General features: G+C 39.4%; 15 protein-coding genes and 1 pseudogene. 9 read left to right on the top strand and 7 right to left on the bottom strand.

Annotated features, from left to right (window positions below; genetic code table 11):
* Positions 1 to 371 precede the first annotated feature (371 nt).
* Positions 372 to 2102 (top strand): ATP-dependent nuclease, encoded by a 1731-nt coding sequence (locus tag J2Z69_RS16440; RefSeq protein WP_209865116.1) that lies wholly within the window; start codon positions 372 to 374, stop codon positions 2100 to 2102.
* A gap of 619 nt (positions 2103 to 2721) precedes the next feature.
* On the opposite strand, the gene J2Z69_RS16435 is transcribed toward J2Z69_RS16440, so the two are convergent.
* Both J2Z69_RS16435 and J2Z69_RS16430 read right to left on the bottom strand, forming a co-directional pair.
* Positions 2722 to 3912 (bottom strand): hypothetical protein, encoded by a 1191-nt coding sequence (locus tag J2Z69_RS16435; protein ID WP_209865113.1) that lies wholly within the window; start codon positions 3910 to 3912, stop codon positions 2722 to 2724.
* A gap of 814 nt (positions 3913 to 4726) precedes the next feature.
* Positions 4727 to 5167: a MarR family winged helix-turn-helix transcriptional regulator gene (locus tag J2Z69_RS16430; RefSeq protein WP_209865111.1), complete on the bottom strand. Its 441-nt coding sequence runs from the start codon at positions 5165 to 5167 to the stop codon at positions 4727 to 4729.
* 386 nt (positions 5168 to 5553) lie between these two features.
* Here J2Z69_RS16430 and J2Z69_RS16425 point away from each other — a divergent pair, with 386 nt between their 5' ends.
* The 4 genes from J2Z69_RS16425 to J2Z69_RS16410 all read left to right on the top strand — a co-directional run bounded on the left by J2Z69_RS16425 (position 5554) and on the right by J2Z69_RS16410 (position 10817).
* Positions 5554 to 6525, top strand: a complete 972-nt coding sequence (locus J2Z69_RS16425) for an aldo/keto reductase (RefSeq protein WP_209865109.1) — start codon at positions 5554 to 5556, stop codon at positions 6523 to 6525.
* A 690-nt stretch (positions 6526 to 7215) separates the two neighbouring features.
* Positions 7216 to 7884, top strand: a complete 669-nt coding sequence (locus tag J2Z69_RS16420; RefSeq protein WP_209865107.1) for a Type 1 glutamine amidotransferase-like domain-containing protein — start codon at positions 7216 to 7218, stop codon at positions 7882 to 7884.
* 500 nt (positions 7885 to 8384) lie between these two features.
* Positions 8385 to 9923 carry a GNAT family N-acetyltransferase gene (locus tag J2Z69_RS16415; RefSeq protein ID WP_209865103.1) on the top strand — a complete coding sequence of 513 codons (1539 nt, stop codon included), beginning with the start codon at positions 8385 to 8387 and terminating at the stop codon, positions 9921 to 9923.
* Positions 9924 to 9941: 18 nt separating this feature from the next.
* The gene (locus J2Z69_RS16410) at positions 9942 to 10817 is read left to right on the top strand and encodes a carbon-nitrogen hydrolase family protein (protein WP_209865096.1); all 876 of its coding nucleotides are present in this window, start codon (positions 9942 to 9944) and stop codon (positions 10815 to 10817) included.
* A gap of 1226 nt (positions 10818 to 12043) precedes the next feature.
* Here J2Z69_RS16410 and J2Z69_RS16405 read toward each other — a convergent pair.
* Together J2Z69_RS16405 and J2Z69_RS16400 are read right to left on the bottom strand one after the other, a co-directional pair.
* Positions 12044 to 12301 (bottom strand): GlsB/YeaQ/YmgE family stress response membrane protein, encoded by a 258-nt coding sequence (locus tag J2Z69_RS16405; protein WP_209865273.1) that lies wholly within the window; start codon positions 12299 to 12301, stop codon positions 12044 to 12046.
* Between the two features lie 187 nt (positions 12302 to 12488).
* On the bottom strand, positions 12489 to 12965 hold the full coding sequence (locus tag J2Z69_RS16400) for an SRPBCC family protein (RefSeq protein WP_209865086.1): 477 nt from the start codon (positions 12963 to 12965) through the stop codon (positions 12489 to 12491).
* A 111-nt stretch (positions 12966 to 13076) separates the two neighbouring features.
* Here J2Z69_RS16400 and J2Z69_RS16395 point away from each other — a divergent pair, with 111 nt between their 5' ends.
* Positions 13077 to 13496, top strand: coding sequence for a winged helix-turn-helix transcriptional regulator (locus J2Z69_RS16395; protein ID WP_209865084.1), 420 nt, complete (start codon positions 13077 to 13079; stop codon positions 13494 to 13496).
* Between the two features lie 59 nt (positions 13497 to 13555).
* On the opposite strand, the gene J2Z69_RS16390 is transcribed toward J2Z69_RS16395, so the two are convergent.
* Entirely contained in the window at positions 13556 to 14614 is a 1059-nt protein-coding gene (locus tag J2Z69_RS16390) for a bifunctional transcriptional activator/DNA repair enzyme AdaA (RefSeq protein WP_209865081.1), read from the bottom strand.
* A 266-nt stretch (positions 14615 to 14880) separates the two neighbouring features.
* Here J2Z69_RS16390 and J2Z69_RS16385 point away from each other — a divergent pair, with 266 nt between their 5' ends.
* Complete coding sequence (locus tag J2Z69_RS16385; protein WP_209865079.1) at positions 14881 to 15465, top strand: hypothetical protein; 585 nt, start codon at positions 14881 to 14883, stop codon at positions 15463 to 15465.
* A 199-nt stretch (positions 15466 to 15664) separates the two neighbouring features.
* Here the strand turns inward: J2Z69_RS16385 and J2Z69_RS16380 are convergent, their stop codons facing one another.
* Positions 15665 to 16990: a hypothetical protein gene (locus J2Z69_RS16380; RefSeq protein WP_209865076.1), complete on the bottom strand. Its 1326-nt coding sequence runs from the start codon at positions 16988 to 16990 to the stop codon at positions 15665 to 15667.
* On the bottom strand, positions 16980 to 17513 hold the full coding sequence (locus J2Z69_RS16375) for a sigma-70 family RNA polymerase sigma factor (protein ID WP_342591606.1): 534 nt from the start codon (positions 17511 to 17513) through the stop codon (positions 16980 to 16982). The genes J2Z69_RS16380 and J2Z69_RS16375 overlap by 11 nt, the downstream gene beginning before the upstream one ends.
* A 485-nt stretch (positions 17514 to 17998) precedes the next feature.
* Here J2Z69_RS16375 and J2Z69_RS16370 point away from each other — a divergent pair, with 485 nt between their 5' ends.
* Both J2Z69_RS16370 and J2Z69_RS19210 read left to right on the top strand, forming a co-directional pair.
* Positions 17999 to 18226: a helix-turn-helix transcriptional regulator gene (locus J2Z69_RS16370; protein ID WP_209865073.1), complete on the top strand. Its 228-nt coding sequence runs from the start codon at positions 17999 to 18001 to the stop codon at positions 18224 to 18226.
* A gap of 1 nt (position 18227) precedes the next feature.
* Positions 18228 to 18580, top strand: a pseudogene (locus J2Z69_RS19210) (DUF2178 domain-containing protein).
* Positions 18581 to 18750 lie beyond the last annotated feature (170 nt).

The following is an 18750-nucleotide window of genomic DNA, read 5'->3' as shown; positions in this document are numbered from 1 at the left end:
CAATTTAAAATTTAACGGATTCGCTCATTAATTGTGAAGATATCTTCCCCTATGAACAAACCTCAAATCACAATTGAGCGGAGAATCGTATCACAAATAGTGGTAAAGCAGAGAGTGGAACAAAAGGTAGACACTGCAATGATAAATTTAGAGAAGGAAGCAAGGTCACTTGTCATATGTTGGTTATTGCTCGCTAATCTTGGTAGCCAAACTAATTGTGGTGAGATATATTGGCGTAACTAAAGAGAGGTACTGCCTCTCTTTTTGCATTCTGTGAGGAATTAGCGATGAAATACGACAACTTTTGATATATATGACTAAAGAACCAACATATGGTATTATTAACCTAAATCATGAAAGGGGTGTATTAGGTGAGGCTATTGAGTTTTAGTGTGACAAATTACAAGGTGTTTAAGGATACTTTTACAATAGACTTTTCTAATGATTCTATTGTTATATTAACAGGAAGAAATAACACGGGAAAGTCTACTATACTAGAGTCAATTAATTGTTTTTTTCAGAGAGAAGCTAAAGCAAAGACTATCCCCAACGATTGTTTTTCAGATAGAGATAAGGAAATAGTCCTGAAAGCTGAGTTTGGTTCCGATAATGACAAAATCATTATTGTGAAAAAATACAAAGTTGAGTCCGCCCCTGCCTTTTACGATGAAACTGGTGTTGAAATTAAGGCTAGACATGAATTGAAGGAAAAACTGGACAAAATCCTGAGCAATCAGCCCTTTTACATAACTCCATCTATGTTACCTGACGACATCAATGCATTGATTCAAAATATATACTCCGAGATATTAAAAGGTGACTTACAAAAGCTTGAAAGATTTGAGGGTGACACAGAAAAGGAAAGAGAACTTTACTTACTAGCTCAAGAATATTCTCGACTACGGGAGTCTTACCCACAATTTCTGAGAAAAATTAAAATAAATACAGACAAGATACTTCAAAATGTTAGTAGCGATGTTTCACAAAATTTACAAATGCTTTTCTCAAACGAGCATTTATCATTAAATGTTACTGGCGGGGAAAGTGTAGGTTTTTCAGCATCAGATATACTAAAATCAACTAGTTCAAGCGTCCATATTGATAGTAGTAAGCAAACAGGGATGCCATTATCTAATCAAGGTACGGGATTACAAAGAATGAGTTTAATATACCTCATTCAGAATATGATTGAGAAAAAACTTATGGGTGAAGATGAAAACAAATTGCTACTAATAGATGAACCAGAGGCTTTTCTTCACCCCGAAGCTGTACGAGCATTAAGTCGGTCACTATACAAAATAGGTCGAAAAATGCCATTAATGATTTCGACGCATTCCCCAATACTGATAGACTTATCTGAAAAGCATACGTCTATACAAGTCTTTCGGATTGGTGAAAAAGAAGCTATTGAATTATTCAAATCAGTCAGTGAGCAGTTTGGTAAGAATGATATTAAAAACATGAAGGTATTAAATTATGTTGATTCATACGTGAATGAATTTTTCTTTGCAAATAAAGTAGTCATTGTTGAAGGGGATACTGAGTATATTGCCTTTAAACATTTTGCTAAGCAAAAAAATTATAACGTTCATATAATACGTGCCAGAGGGAAAGCGACAATTGCAACGTTAATGAAAGTTCTTAATCAGTTTAATTCTCATTATGTTGTATTACACGATGTAGATAACCATGATAAGCACTCCTCAACTACATTAAAAGCACAACTAACAAACTGCAAAAACATATTTGCTCTAAAAGCGAATGAAAATATAAGGGTTTTTTGTTCAATATCGAATTTTGAAAATGCTATCGGTATTGGCGATGTATCAAATGATAAGAAAACAAAAGTTATATACGAGCTATTACGTGAAAATGACGGTGAAGACTCTGTTTCGGATGAGTATACTGAAGCATATAGAAAAGTAGAAAATTTGTTTGAAAAAATAATTAACCGTGAAGAAAAGGCTGCACTCGATGTTGGGTTCCTTCAGATAAGTCAAGTGGAAGAATATGACGAATTGTTTTCGGAACTAATTTCAAAGAAAAGTGCTGCTGAGGAAGTAGAAAAACGTAAGAAAGACGAAGGCGCTCTTGTCAGCTAATTGATATTGAAGTATTGCATTTTGCAATCAACCGTATAAAAGAAAGGTGGAACCAGTGTGGATTGGGAGATGTTAAAAAAGGATGCAGATTCCAAAGCATCACTAATTGATCAAATTAACGAAATGAGAAAAGAAGAGGTTTCTATAATTTTGCGGAAAGAAATGGAGTAAGTATGGGATATAAGACAACCGTACTGGCTAAAAATTACTTATTCTATGGGCTTCATTCTTCAGGGGTAAAACGAAGAGTGGCGAAAACGTGAATCGCTTATATTATGTGTATGGAGTCTTTCTAAGTAAAGGCAGTAGCGTCTGTTTTTCCAATAGTATTCGGAAGGATACAGCCGAAACGGAGGTCATGAAGCGGCTAAAGCAGGTACTGTCTAAAGACCGTATCTTAAAGGCTATCGTGGCTAAAATAAACCAAAAACTCGTAACCCGGACAGTACCGCCCCAAGCGGAATTATCGCATATTTCCGTAGATATGAAGAGAAGAATAATTAGCGGTAAGCAATCCTTCCGATCATAGGAAGGATTGCTTTATTCTAAAAGTAAACCTGCCCTAAGTGATCGACAAACTTACATATTAAAGCGATGATTTAGCCTATATTATAGTCTTTCAATAGATAGTTAATAGGTCTTTCTCCAAGTCATAATCAAAATTAGGAGTTTTAAATTCTTTGATTAGCTCTCCAGTATGAACATTACTTAGGCAAACAACGTGCTCAAAATTTTTATTAAAGTTATGCGTAATTATTTTATCCTCGTCTAAGGCTATAATCCCGTAACCATTAATTTGCACTACCGTATTACTAGTTAAATCTCGGACGCTAAACCTAATATTCTCGTCGTTCACTGGTTGTACTACGAAGTACTTATCAGTGGTACATACGATCTCGCAAGAGTCTTCAATTTCTTTTCTTTCGAACATCTCGGAGTCTAACTTATACGTAATAATAACATTTTTACCTTCTTTGAAATGATGCTTCATAAAGGTAAGCTTATAACCGTCCCAACCACAAAATGAAATAGCGCTAGTATAATCAGAGCTATCCAAAATACCCGTCAGTTCCTCGTTACGTTTAATCCTATCAATAAACAATTCTGTACTTACAAAAACCAAGCTTTCATTTTGATCAAAATAACTTGGAATTTCACCATTTTCAATACTCTTATCCCAAAATTCTCTCTTTTCAAATATTTGAATTCTACCTGTTTTTATAATTATATTCTTGGTATCATTAACTACCCATATATCTTGCAGTTTTAAAAGGCTATCTCCGTTTATAAACCCGTCTTTTACAGTTATAATTTTATTTTCAAAAGAGTCAATTAGCAGACACTTAGAAAAATAACTTGGTCCGTACTGAAGCTTTTCACAAGGTGCAAAAAATAAGCAGTATCTTTCGTTAATCCCTACAATTTTACTATTCAAGGCTACATAATTAAGCGGCTCATCTTGATCTTTAATATCAATTTCAATAGCGCCCAAATATGTATCTTTCATAGTTTCCAAATCAAGTTTCCTTAACCAAACATTGACGCATGATTTATTATCCCCTAATTCTAATTGAGCATAATAAAACGTATTCTTAGAATTTGTTGAGTTTATTATTTTAGTGTTACTCGGTAGGATATATTGCATAGTATCCATCGATTTAATATTAACAACCAATACGGCTTTATATCCAAATTCACCGCGCTCTGAGTAGTCAGAAGGTTTTATAAAAACTAAGTTATCGTTAAATTCATTATGCACTTTTTCTACTTGATAATTGAACAGGATACAGGCGTCCATAATTTTAATCATATTAACCTCCATGATAATAGAGAAGCACAACACATAAGTATTGGGTCTTATATAGGGAGAGTACTTTAATAAGAGAGGAAAAGACGAACATTACCGCGCTTACTTTCATTACCTTTACAGTTTGTTGATGATAATGATTATAGTATACTCGACCAAATTCATCGTCTGTTCCGTGTAATTCTGGCCTAACAGGAGTGCCAAAATTATTGGCTAAGCTCAAGGCTTTAATTTGGTTTTTACTCCATACGTCCTGACCACCGCCAGCCCGATTATAGCAGTATCTTCGTCAATCGGGTTTCCAATTGCTATTTCATTTTAAAGCATATTCGATTTAAGCTTCATAGTAGTTAGGGGATTTATTTTAAGAGTATCGGAAATCGTAGTAGCTATGCAAAAGATACAGCGACGATTCTCGTCAGGTAGGCGACAAGCGCCTGTCCTAAAATCTCACCCAGTCCCCAAACAATAGGAGCCTGTGCTTTAACTTTGGTATTATCGATTTTAAATTCTTGCTTAGTATCAATATCGGTAACTGCTGCTACCAGTGTAGTCCCTTTTTCTTACTGATCTGCACGTTCATCTTTAGGGTGAACCGTATCATAAGTAGGGGCAAGTTTCTTTCATTTTGGGTTGGTGAGTCTTAGTGATAAAAACTTGGATTATAGTCAGAACGGGGTTCAAGCACGTGGTGGATCGGGAAGGGGAACATATGACAAGGATGCCTGCGGAGAATCTTCCCTCTGCCGATAAGAAAGAAAATGCCCCCTCCGCTATTTTGGCGGAAGGGGCCGGTTCCTTACATCAAGAACAGCAATCAGGATTTTGTTGTTCTTTCCGCCAATGTAGTAATCGACTCAATGTCTTGATCGGTTAATAGATTTAAAAAATGCTTGCGTATTGCCTTTGAGACTATGGGGAGGGCTTCGTCTAAGGCTGACCTTCCGGCGGAAGTAATGATGACTTGAACACCACGATCTGTGTCTAGAGGTTTCCTCAGAACTAGACCTCGTTTTTCCATCCGCGTTAGATGATGTGATAGTCGGCTCTTATCCCAGTCCATCGAGTCAGCTAATTCCTGTTGGCGAAGCTTACCATTGCCATATTGGACTAACCTGTCTAATACTCCAAAATCACCCTCTGAGAGTCCTGTGTGTTCAGACATTTCTTTTACAACGCAACCGAAGATTCGTTTAAAGGAGCCTTTCCACATATTCCATATCCGCATTTCATCTTCGTTAAGTTCGTTTATATCCATACGAATATAATATCATGGTTGACGCATCAACCACAAGGTGTTACTATGTACTCATAGGTTGATGTGTCAACTTAAAGGAGTGGCATTTTTCTGAGGTTGATATATCAACTAAAATGGTATTTAGTGGGTCTGCAGATGATGCAAGGAAGGAAAGGGAAAATGCATATACCCGTCGCCTTGATCACTGGGGTCAACAAAGGAAACGGCTTCAAACATCCCGTGCGCCTTTTGCGCTCCTCGACGAGGACGGTCCGACGGGCACATTTTCAAACGAGAGACGTCAGCTTACTTGGTAATGTAATCACGAGCGACATACCACCGAGAGATCTACGAAACCTAAAGGCGTAACGCCTTCCCTAACAAATATATAAGGAGTGTGTTATTAAATGGAATATGTGAAGCTTGGACGCAGCGGGCTAGAGGTTTCAAAGTTAAGCCTTGGAACCATGAGTTTCGGTGTACCTGAACGCGGCAATACTCCATGGTCTCTGGATGAGGAGCAAAGCAGACTGATTATTAAGAGGGCACTCGAATTGGGCATCAACTTTTTCAGTACCGCCAACATGTATTCCGACGGAACAAGCGAAGAAATCCTCGGGCGTGCCTTAAAGGACTTCGCTCATCGTGACGAAGTCGTCATAGCTACAAAGGTATTTGTTCCGATGCGCAAAGGTCCGAATGCTATGGGACTTTCCCGCAGGGCCATCATGACCGAAATTGATAACAGTCTAAGACGACTCGGAACAGACTACGTCGATGTGTACCAGATCCATCGGTGGGATCCAAATACGCCGATTGAAGAAACGATGGAGGCTCTTCACGATTTAGTTAAGGCGGGCAAGGTCAGATACCTCGGAGCATCTTCCATGCTGGCATGGCAGTTTGCGAAAGCTCAGCATGTTGCAGAGCGCAACGGTTGGACACGGTTCGTCTCTATGGAGAATAGATTAAACCTGCTCTACCGGGAAGAAGAAAGAGAAATGCTCCCCCTTTGCAGAGACGAGGGAGTTGGCATCACTCCATACCTGCCTTTGGCTGCGGGCCGGTTAACTAGGGATTGGAATGAACAGACCTCACGATCCGAGAATGACCAGATAGCTAAAGCGTTGTTTATTAAAACGGAAGAAGCTGATCGTAAAGTAGCAGAGAGAGTTGCGGAAGTCGCTGCTAACCAAGGAATTCCACGCGCACAAGTTGCTCTTGCATGGTTGCTGCAAAAAGAAGAGATTACCGCCCCAATTATCGGTTCGACCAAGACCAGCCATCTCGAAGATGCCGTTGCGGCGTTGTCGGTTAGATTGACACCTGAAGAAATTACCAGTTTAGAAGAACTTTATGTACCACATCCATTAGTATAAATTGGACACATCTATAGAAGGAATCCTATGTATTGAACTCTTCATGGATACAATCCATGAAGAGTTTGATGCATGGAAACTCCCACGAAAGGGGAGCCACAAAAGATGGTTGTAACACTTAAGAATTCTACGGCAGTTTCAAAAACATGCCGCTTCAGCTATCGCGGTGAGCCGTATCATAAGTAAGCACAAAGTCATCGTTAATGGAAGCGCCAAAGAAAAATTCATTGTCCCTGATGCTTTTTTTGTTGTTTCTTTCCAACGTTTACGGTGATTCTTTTATGATGAATTGTAATCAAATCACTTGGATCGAAAAGAAGTGTAAAATTTATGTAGTTTGGAGATCTGAAATAGCTATTTAAATATACTTGCCCATTTATGGGTATGAATTATTAGATGAACAACCACCAGGGGTATAGTTAAGCAATGCACCTTTTTGAGAAGCGGACAAAAGGTGACACATTTTCAGCGGCGCTTAATCGCATTATTAAGCTAACGGGCAGACGAACATGGAAATATAATTCATATACTAAGAATTTCATGTTATGGTAATGCCGAGTTGTTTCTATGAAAAGTGTACAAGGAGTATAAGCGAAAGGGCTAAATAACCTTTCATCTTTCTAGCGTGCAAAATATGTTTTATCGTTAAGAATGGATAAATGTAACTAGTACATATGGAGGTAATTAAGCTTGAATACTCGCTACTATTTAAGTTGGTTTAATGATTTATTCCCAGAGAAGCTGGTCAAATGGTTACATGAGGATATAACAGACAGAAAATCGCTTGTTATGATTAGCGCTCAACCGTCTGGCTTTAAGGGTGAGCAGCTCAACATTGATGATGTTCCTGAAAGGATCTGGTGTAATCAGGCTAACATTATTTTTGATGAATATCACTTAATTGATCTCCGCATGCAGAAAGAAGAAGCCCAGCGATTAATTCAAAACGCTTCTGTCATTTTTTTATGCGGTGGAAACCCTATTTTGCAGAACAATTTTTTGGCTGAATATGAAATAGCGGATGCAATTAAAAACAGTAAAACCGTGGTGATTGGTGCCAGCGCGGGTGCGATAAACATGGCTGCAAAATGGTTATGCTCGAAAAACAATGGCTATAAAGTCGAAACCACTACTATTTATAATGGTATAGGCTTTGATGATTTTGCCTACGAAACTCATTCTAAACTCGACTACGGGGCGCTAGTTCAAGGCTACCTGTTCCCCTTGTCTGAAAAGATTGATGTTTATGCGACAGAACAGGAGAGCACGATGCGTGTAAAGGACGGCAAAATAGACATAATCGGTAATGTATATTTAATTTCTCACTCAAAGATTCAAAAATTGGTTGAGAAGCTTTAATAAGGAAGAGTGGCTGTGATCTACAGAATTAATTCCTTTGAGCAAAATAATTTCAGATCTAGTAACAATATAAAAACAACTTAAATTCTTGCTCATTTTAGCATTATCTAGTCCAAACAAGGACACAAGGGGTTTCATAATGATATATACTAAATCTATAAAAAAATCATGAAACAATGAGGTTAATTGAGGGAATCCCCCCAAAAGGACGTAATCTCCCCTTCAGCGAGCAAGAAAGATGCTAAGTTTGTTTGGTAGAATGCTCCCCTATTTGGCTTGTATATGACCCGATCCTGATGAGGATTATGTTTAAATTCAGCGGATAATAATAACAGAGAATTCTGAATTCTCAGGAAACATGAGATTTAATTCGAACTAGATAATAAATATATCGAAAATTAACCTTAACTGTTTGATTCTTCAGCGGATTATTAGAGGTAATAAGTATATGTTAGTATATATGAATATTTAAACACATTTAATAAAGGGGTCTTATTTCTATGACAACCGATCAAATTTCGCAATTTGAAAAGAAAATTATTATCCGCAACATTGAACGCGAAGATTTCGATAATATTATCGCGCTGCAAAATATTTGTTTTCCGAACATGAGTCCTTGGAAGCTGGATCAACTGGAAAGTCACGTGCGTACGTTTCCCGATGGTCAAATGTGTGTCGAGCTTGACGGTGAAATTATCGGCTCCTGTTCAAGCCTGATCGTGAATTTTGACGAATATTTGGAGCAGCATACGTATTCTGAAATCACGGATAAGGGTTATATTCGCAATCATAATCCTCGGGGCGGGAACCTTTATGGGATGGAAGTGATGGTGCATCCCAATTTCCGTCGCATGAAGATCGGCAGAAGGCTATACGAGGCAAGGAAACGACTGGCGGAGCAGCTTAATCTCAAAAGTATTATCGTAGGGGGACGCATACCCGGCTATCACAATTATTCTGATCAGCTATCACCAAGAGCATATGCGGAAGAAGTGTTGCAGCAGAATATCTACGATCCAGTGCTGACTTTTCAGATGATGAACGGATTTACGCTGAAAAGAATTATTTCCAATTATTTGTCCGATGATGCCGATTCCGAGAATTTCGCGGCCCTCTTAGAGTGGAATAATATTGAATACAAGCCGAGCATCAACAAGACGCTGTATAAAATGTCATTTCCCGTCCGTATTTGCGTGGTCCAATATATGATGAAAAAAATCGATTCTTTCGAGGAATTTGCGAATCAGTGTGAGCATTACGTGGACGTGGCTTCGGATTATAAGTCCGATTTTGCCGTGTTCCCGGAGAACTTCACGATGCAGTTGCTTTCCTTCTTGGATGAACGGTCTCCGAGCTTGGCTGTCCGAAAGCTTACGACTTATACGACCCACTATGTTGAGTTATTCTCCGAACTCGCGGTTAAATACAACGTAAATATCGTAGGTGGTTCCCATTTTGTTGAGAACAACAACCGAATTTACAATGTGGCTCACTTGTTCCGCCGGGACGGCTCCATTGAACAGCAATACAAGCTACATATCTCTCCGAACGAGCGGAAGTGGTGGGGCATCAACGGGGGGAACTCACTCGGGGTGTTCGACACGGATTGCGGTAAAATCTCAATTCAACTCAGCAGTGACATCGAGTATCCGGAATTATCCCGTATCGTGGCGGAAGAGGGAGCGCAGATTATATTCGTTCCTTTCTGTGCAGAAGATCGCCAGACCTTCCTGAGAGTGAAGTACTGCGCACAAGCCAGAGCAGTTGAGAACCAAATGTTCATTGTAACCGCGGGAACGGTAGGAAATCTAACCCATGTAGATAACATAGACGTTCAGTACGCCCAATCCGGTATCTATACGCCGGCTGATTTCTCCTTCTCTCGCGACGGCATCGCAGGGGAGTGCAGTGAGAATACGGAGACCGTTATCATGGCTGAGGTCGACATGGAAACGCTTGAAAGGTACCGTAAATCCAATGATGCCTTGTCATTCAAGGATCGCCGGACGGACATCTACTCCTTACAAATTCGTACTTAAAACATACTAGAGGTGAATATGAAAAAATTAACGATAGCAACTACGCAATACGGTCTCACGGACATCCTTACCGAAAACGAGTTCTGGAGTGGAATCGATATGAAGGTTCGGGAGGCTGCCGAGCAGGGCGCCTCCATGATTGTATTCCCGGAATACATGACGGCTCACTTGCTAAGCTTAGAGCCATCGATGATGCACGATGAAGCGTGTTATTTTCTGAACAATATGACGGCAAAATATATTGAATTCTTCGGAGCGTTAAGCCGTGAATGCGATATTGCTATACTAGCAGGGACGCATATTTGCTTAGAGAAAGAGGGCAAATATTCTAACAAAGCGTTCCTCTTCTTATCAGACGGACGGGTGGAGACGCAGAGCAAGGTGCATCTTACACCGGAGGAGCAGATTCGCTGGCCACTGGTCGCAGGTGACGATCTTAATGTATTCGACACGGAATGGGGCAAAATGGCGATCTTGACCTGTTACGACATTGAGTTTCCGGAGCTGGCAAGATCAGCAGCGCTTCGTGGCGCAGAACTGATTCTATGCCCTTCCTATACCGATAGTTCCTTCGGGTACCATCGCGTGCGGCACTGCGCCCAAGCTAGGGCGATCGAGAATCAGCTGTTCGTCGTATTGAGCGGTCTTGTCGGATCCTTGTCCGAGGATCGTCCGCAGGTAGACATGGGCTTTTGCCAAGCGGGCATATTCACGCCTTGCGATGTACCTTTCGCCGCAGATGGCATCTTGCAGGTCGGTGAAACGAACGAAAACAGGACGGTAATGGCCGAACTTGACTTCCATAGGCTTAGAGAAAATCGTGAACGCGGAGCGGTAGCACCGCTCTACGACCGCCGCCCCGATCTATACGAACACCAAAAGACGCTACTGTAAACCGAACAGCCATAGAGCCTCTTCTTTGCGAAGGAGCGATGAAATCTTTGTATCACGACCTGCTGAGAGTGGAAATATGTTATATACTCCCGTCAGGATATTGCGGTATGCGGTAGCACGCAAGATGACGTAGACCAGTATCGCTTTTTACTTGAGTGCTGAATCTATGAGTTTTATAGGATAGGGATTTAAGCTCCGAATCGTCCTGATATTATAGACCAAAAGAGCTCATCGTAGGATGAGCTCTTTTTTGCTGCTTACCTCAAAAAATTAATTAGGATTGTGCTCTATAGATGTTATGGTGATCCATCTCATAAGTAGGGCGACTGCCTGTGCTGTTTCGTTTCGGAGAGGGCAAAAGGAGTGGTCTTCTGAAGCGTGGAAGAGGGAATTTGTTGCTTAGTAAGACTGTTTTAGTACTTGTGTCAATTTACATTTTTTCAGCATAGATAGTGTTAACAGGTAATAAAATTACTATTGTTATAATTGCAATTATAGCCATACTACTTCATCCTTTTCATCTTACTTTTTCAAATTCAACATTCTCTTCTATTAAAATATGTTATAAAATATATGTTAGTACAGAATTTAACAAATTTTGAATCAGAGGTGTTATACATTACATCTAATATAATAAAGTGGGTACTTATTAGTAGTTTACTGTTCGTAGTTATTCTTATATCCCTATTTTTTTATAATCATTCAGGATCTTCCGTAATAGAACATGCTAAAATTATAAAGATTATAGGTAATAAGATTACGGTTATAAATGATGCCAAGCGCATTACGACAATATCTGTTCCAAAAAATCTGATCGCTTCTGTTAAGCTTGGAGGAACTTACATTGTAGGTTATGATTCTAAGAAATTTCAATCTCCCCACTTGAATTCAATCGAACCTACAGATTGGTGAGTAGATGAACAAAAACTGACATGGCTGTACTGAGTGTGAGCTGCGCTTGCGGCGCAGATTGATGGTAGTAGGTATGTTGATTATAGATGTGCAGAATAACGGGGAATGTATTCCTCAAAAAAAGCCCAAGCAAACCGGTAGAGCATCGGTTCAGTTGGGCTTTTGGTCACTCATGAAATTCCTTCGATTTACTTCTTTAGCAACTATCCGTTAAAAAGGATTAATAATCGATCCAAACTCGATAAACAATTTATTTTCTTATCCATTAAAAATAAGGATTCCGACTTGGAACCCTTACTTTTTCCTTGCGATGGTTAACGTCTTCCAAAAGCACCGCCACGGGCCAGTGCAAAAAAGATCAGTAAGGCGATAATTGATCCAACAATAGCCGGAATGATATGAAATCCACCTATGACTGGTCCCCTCGCACCCAGCAGCTCTACACCTAGCCACGAACCAATAAAGCCTGCAATCACATTGCCTAGCACGCCTCCTGGAATATCCTTACCAATCAAGTTGCCACTTATCCAGCCAATCAATCCACCAACGATTAACACCCAGAGTAGATAAATTGTGTTGTCCCCCTTTTAGTCTTTTTATCAAGATATGTTTAGAATCGGGATTGGTGAACTCTTTTTTGAAAATATTTTTCTCTAAATCACCGCTACACCGGTAGGAAATAAGGAATGAATCGCTGGAAAGGTACATCTAGTTGCGAGGTTTACTTTATTTACTTTATCAAAAGAGATAAAAATATTTTTAATTATTGTTTTTTATGCCCTGTTTTTTTGCGATTCGCTCGCTTTGGTTGGGTTGGCCTTTACCGTTACTTATCAAATCGTGAAGGCTACCATTTATGTAATTGCCCCAGGAGTCCGAACAGATCTCGTAGCACTCATATGCAGGAACGAGGCCTAAGTGACTAAATCTAACTTCAGTTGCGTCGTCTTTCTTGTCAATCTCGAACACAATGTTGGTATCTTTCCACTCACTCTTATCCTTTACAAAGTTAAAATAGTTATCTGTAATGTGCCAGACAACCTTCTGACCTAGAATTAACTCGGTAATTTCGATCGTGCAGTGGTGAATATCTTGATAGTGATACTTAAATAGCCCAAGTTCGTCAGTATTGCCCTCAATTTCTTCTGACCACCATCCCCGAACGTTATTGATAGCAGCAAAAACTTCCTCGGGACTTTGGACTACTTTAAAAGAAGTACTGTAACTTTCATTCATACAAGTTAGCTCCCTTCATTAATTGATGAATACCCAAAGAGTATAAAACACGTACTTGCATATAACAAGTACAAACTTGTAAAATGCAAGCACGCATTGTATAATTCTCTAATGAAAAAGCGAACTTCTACAGTCTGTCCAATCGTATATGCGCTCGACATTTGGGGAGATCCATGGAGTCTGGTCATACTTCGTGATGTCCTTATCCATAACAAGCGGTATTACCGTGAGTTTCTTGGTTCAGTCGAGCATATCTCAACTAATATATTGAGTGCAAGGCTCCAAACCCTTGTTGATTCTGGTCTGCTCATCAGGACAGAAGGAGAATCAAACCGCGCGCAAACGATGTACCGACCTACACAAAAGGCACTTGAGTTATTCCCAGTCATTTTTTCCATTATGCATTGGGGTCTGAAATACAATCCTCATACCGATATGACCATTCCGATTATGCAAGAACTTATAACCAACGAAAAAGGTCTGGAGCTACGTCTGTTGCAGAATTTCGACGATATCAAAGATACTGTATAAATGCTGTATTCTACGCTGAAATAATGAGAGACCCTATAAGGGTCTTTTTTTTATGTTTGTTATTTTTCCACTATCCCTCTCTTCTCATGATTCAGAAGCCATGCTTTGCGTGCAATGCCTCCCCCATATCCCCCAAGCTCGCCACTCGAATTGATCACACGGTGACACGGAATTATGATCGCTAATTGATTTGCGCCGTTCGCTTGCGCCACTGCCCGATAAGCTGTCGGTTGTCCAAGAGACAAGGCGATATCGGCGTAGGAACGGGCTTCTCCCGCTGGAATTTGCATTAATTGATTCCATACTTTTTGCTGAAAAGGCGAACCGAGTAGATGTAATGGAGTCCTCCATTCTGTCAATGTACCTTCGAAATATTGTGTGAGTTCTCTTTCGATGGACTGAATAGGCGCGGTCTGTCCGGGAATAATTGCCGCTTTCATTTTGTTCCTTAGCCGCTCAACTTCGCGTTCTAGTCCTCTGCGATCTACGAACTCCAAAAGATACAGCTCGCTTTCATCCGCAATGGCTACCATAGGGCCAAGCTGCGTATCCAGCCACGCTGCTTTGAGAATGCGGGTATCGTCCAGACGTGTAGGAGGTGCACCCATAATGCGAGAAAATGCGTCTCTAAAACCACTACTGGATTCATAACCAGAAGCTAATTGTGTGTTGATCATTTTTTCCCCCGTTCGGATGCTCTTCAAGGCTAGTCCCATTCGGCGTGCCCTTGCATATTCCACAAAAGTCATACCAAAGCGCTTTTTAAATTGACGGCGTGCAGTAGATTCGTCGATAGACAAAGCCCTAAAGTCTTGCCCTTTCCAGCGCTTTTCCGGGTTCTGTTCAACCGCCTCGACGAGGAGCCGGACGATATCCGAGACTTGATTCGGATGCGACAAGGGCCGGCAGCGCTGACAGGGCCGAAAGGAAGCTAGAAGTGCCTGCTGCGCTGTCTCGTAGAATTCGCAGTTTGTGTACTTTGGTTTCCTCGCTGGACAAGTGGGTCGACAGAATACGCCAGTGGACGTGACACCGACATAGAAGACCCCTTCGTAATCGGATCTTTTCTCAACAAGTGCTTGATAATATTCGGCCTTGCGTTCATGGTTATCAATCATAGGGGCACCTTCAAACTCAGAATAAGCTTATTATATCCTGTGCCTAAAACTTCCGTAGCCGAAAATCAGGCATCTATTATAAATAAGAAATTCAATTAAATAAGCATATTTTCAAACGAAGAGCAGACTGATACAACTTTATACTGTAGTAGACGTTTATAAGTTGTAAGCATACATACTCACTCTTCTGTAATTCCATTAAGATGAACAATTTCAACTAATAACGGACACCATGTAACAAGAACAAGGTGAAGGCGGTAGTAGGGATGAAAAAGCATGTATATATTTTGGTGTTAGCCATTTTTTTTATTAGCAATCTTACAATAATATTCTCAGAAAAAGCCTATGCATGCAGTTGTGCGAGACAAGAACCACACGAAGCCATACAAAGTGCTGAAGCTATATTTGTAGGAAAAGTGTTGAACAGCAAACAGGAACGTCAACAAAAAGGAATAGTTGGAGCCATTGAATATAGAGATGCAAATTTGCTGGAGGTCCAAGAAACTTGGAAAGGTGTAAATCAATCACAGGTAATTGTGTACGATTCTGGTCAAGAGGAATCCTGTGGATTTAAGTTTGAGAAAGGCAAAGTATATCTTAGTTACACTTATAAAAGTAAAGAGGGCGATCTATATACAAGCTATTGTAGTCATACTGCGGGATTATCAAATGCAGGGGAAGGCTTGAAATTACTAGGTCAGGGGAAAGAGGTTGATAAAGAGGTAAATCTTGAAGGCGAGATGAATGAGATTTCAAATAAAGATTATGACACGGGAATTTTTATTGGAGGAAGTGTAGTTGTTTTAGCGATAGCTTTATTGATATTTAAGAAGGTTAGAAGAAAGCATTAATGAAATTTTTAAAGGTGTTAAAGAGGCTTTTATCAAGCCCCTTTGTAAGAAAGTTGTTCGTGCAAAAGAGAGCAACACGGAGTGCCATCCATTTCCGTTGCTCTCTTTTCTAGGCACTCGGCTTCTTCATTAGAAAAATTAAGCGTGTCATTTCGATGCAGTTGCCTACGATCATTCATTCAGATTAGAGAATCTGTGTTTATTTATGTTCGGTGAACTGCTTGCTCTTAAATTTATCTGCTGCTAGATTAAATATCCATGGCCCCTTTATATCAATAATTGGTCTGGATACAGTAACATCCAGTTTCTTTAATACATTAGAATTATAGTGAAGCGTAAAAGAAGTCAGTACGCCAGTTGTATCATCCGTTGACCTCCCTTGTTCAAGTCTGGTGGCATTGGAGACATCGAAATTCTTTAAAGAACGATTTTGTTGTTGCGTACTTGGCATCTCTACTGATATCTCTATCAGGTCTTCGTTTTGTGGCGATTTAATTTTTTTGAAATGAGTTAGATTTACGGAAAAACCAGCTATGTTGAAGGATTGATTTAATAGACCTTCTGTTCCGTCCGGAATGTTGATCGATACGTTAACTTCCTCATGACCGACACTCATTAATTGAGGGATGGTTAACGTGTATTGCTTAACTTCCGAGCTTCCCAAGTAGAAATAAAAATCTTTAAAAGGCCATGATATACCCTTGTTTTCAATTGAATAATCATGACCCAATTCATCTGTAATACTGAGATTGTCATTCAATATAAGATCGCCCTTCTCAGCAAAGCTTTCATCATATCTGAATGCATTTGAGTCTTCTGTATTCAAAAATATTCTGCCTTTATGACCTGAAGGGGTGGGAATAGCGGTAATCGCTAGATTTTGAATTTTCTTGGTTTCTCCGATTGCGTCTAAGCTTTCCATACTACTGACCTTACTTAGCGGAATAGTAACGACTTCTTGAGGACTGTCTGTAAAAAATAACTTCGCATGATCTTTAATATCAACAGGACCATTGAAATCATAAATGACATGTGAAGTGGAAAAGTCATCACCACCATAGGTGGAAATATGTGAGCTTTCATATACTTTACCAGCTTCGTTGATGATTTTAATCGGAGTAATATTTTTCTTAGTTACGTCCATTTCAATTGTAGCTGATTTCTTCTGAACCAACATAGCAGTGACGATACCGGTCTGATTGGAAAATTTAATATCAATGGGTTCTGTTAGCATATAAGAATCTTTGCTGTGGTCTAATTTCTGAACTATGCCTAACCCAGGAACGAATTGCAGTGCTTTTTGAATGGCAGCTGAAATATTCGGACCCATTACAGTTGCGCTTATGGAGAGTACACCAACTATAGAAGCAACAACAATTCGGTGCATGATCCGCTTGCTTCTCAATGGAACCGTTAATGCAGTGTCCCATTCTTCCTTCGCTTGGTGGATACCCATTAAACCTCTTTCATGAAGCATTGCTGGAATAGGAATGTCCTCCATTGCTTTTTTTATATTATTGTTCATATACAGATTCCTCCTTAACCACTTTCCTCAGCTTGTGCAAGGCGCGGTATAAAATGGTTTTGCCAGTACCGAGTGGGATTTGCAGGACTTCGGTAATCTCCTTGATCGTGAAATCATGATAAAATCGCAGTACAATTACGCTTCGTTCATCGTCATCTAATTGTTCAATTAGTTGTTGTAATGAAATCGAAAGCGGCACATCGTAATCCTCATTACTGACAGCGAAATCCAAGTGTTCAGGCGTAAGAAGAATGGCTTTTCTCCGTTGCCGAAGCAGATCCATTGCACAAGTGATGCAAATTCGAATCAACCATGTTTTAAAGTATTTAGGTTCCCTGAGAGTCGCAATTAGCTTGAATGAGCGATAAGCCGTTTCCTGAATAACATCCAAAGCATCCTGTTCATTGTTCACGTATACGAAGGCTGTTCGGTACAGTTGCTGCTCATATTGTTCAAATAGAATGATATAAGCATGGTGATCACCTGATTGTGCTTTGTGTACGATATTTTCGATTTTCCTCACCCTCTTTTAGTTCAGATATCTATTAGACGTACCCATGCAAGGATTGGCTTTATTGTCCACACTTTATTGTAAAAAGGTTAGAGGTCTAGTGAAAAAGTAGAAAAATGCAACTGACCTCTACCACCATAACAGAACCCAAGAAAATCAAGTCGATGGAAAGCCAGCCATACAATTCGAGATAAACGGAGAAATAGACAAAATTAAAATTAGCTATCTGATTACACTTGTAGAAACAAAAGGCAACTTCACTCAATTGCTATTCTGGACTCTTCAAAACCGAATGGATGAAAAACGTGACGTATTCGTCAAAGATGCGAGCAAGTAATGACAACTCGAAAGTCCCGCTCACTTGCTTCATATATGCTGGTCCGAGGTCAGAAACACAAGTAATCTAAGCCAAAAATAAAGGTTATTTTTATGTTTGTATAAGTTTAATTTACTTTTATAAAAACAAATTATATAATTTGAGTTAAGAGGTGACGGTCATGAAGCAAAATTTTGGTGACTCAATATCAAATAAAGTTTATGAATATCGTGTACTTGCCAGAATGTCTCAGCAAGAATTAGCAGAGAAAGTCGGGGTTTCCAAACAGACCATCTTTGTAATGGAAAAAGGAAATTATGTTCCGACTCTGTTGCTAGCTTTTCGAATTTCAGGATTTTTTAATGTCGATGTTAACGATATCTTTACTTATGTGAAAGGAGAGGAATGAAGTGAAAATTAATTCATTATCAGAAATATCAACTACAATCTTTTATCCCTTAAAAACCTGGGCAGATAAATCAACTAGTAATTGGAATATGCTTATTGGTATCGGTATTGTATTGCTTTTATTCGGAGGAATTCTGACATACGTATTTCGAAAAAAATGGGTGAGGCTGACGAAAGAACAAGTCAAATATCTTTAAGAAGTATCCTCATTATGTTATGTGCAGTAGTTTTGTGCGACGTGATTTTGCCGAAAGAATATATGTGGCAGATTTTCTTTTTATTTAAATATTCTCTTGCATTCTTGGCTTCAGGAATCTATCTAGCCATTAGATACAAAAAAGATTTTTTAAACTAAAGAATGAAATAGGAGGATTGGAAAATGCATGTACATTCAATTATCAAGAAATATAGAAGCATTGAAGTACTGGATACTTGATTGAGGAACTTCTAAAGGGCAATTATTTGATGTTTTGAATAAAAAGTAAAAGAATATTCTTTGGGAATGCAAAAGAAATTGGTAATTAT

The sequence above is a fragment of the Paenibacillus shirakamiensis genome, assembly GCF_017874255.1.
Lineage (GTDB): Bacteria > Bacillota > Bacilli > Paenibacillales > Paenibacillaceae > Fontibacillus > Fontibacillus shirakamiensis.
This window is presented reverse-complemented; position numbering and strand designations above follow the sequence as displayed.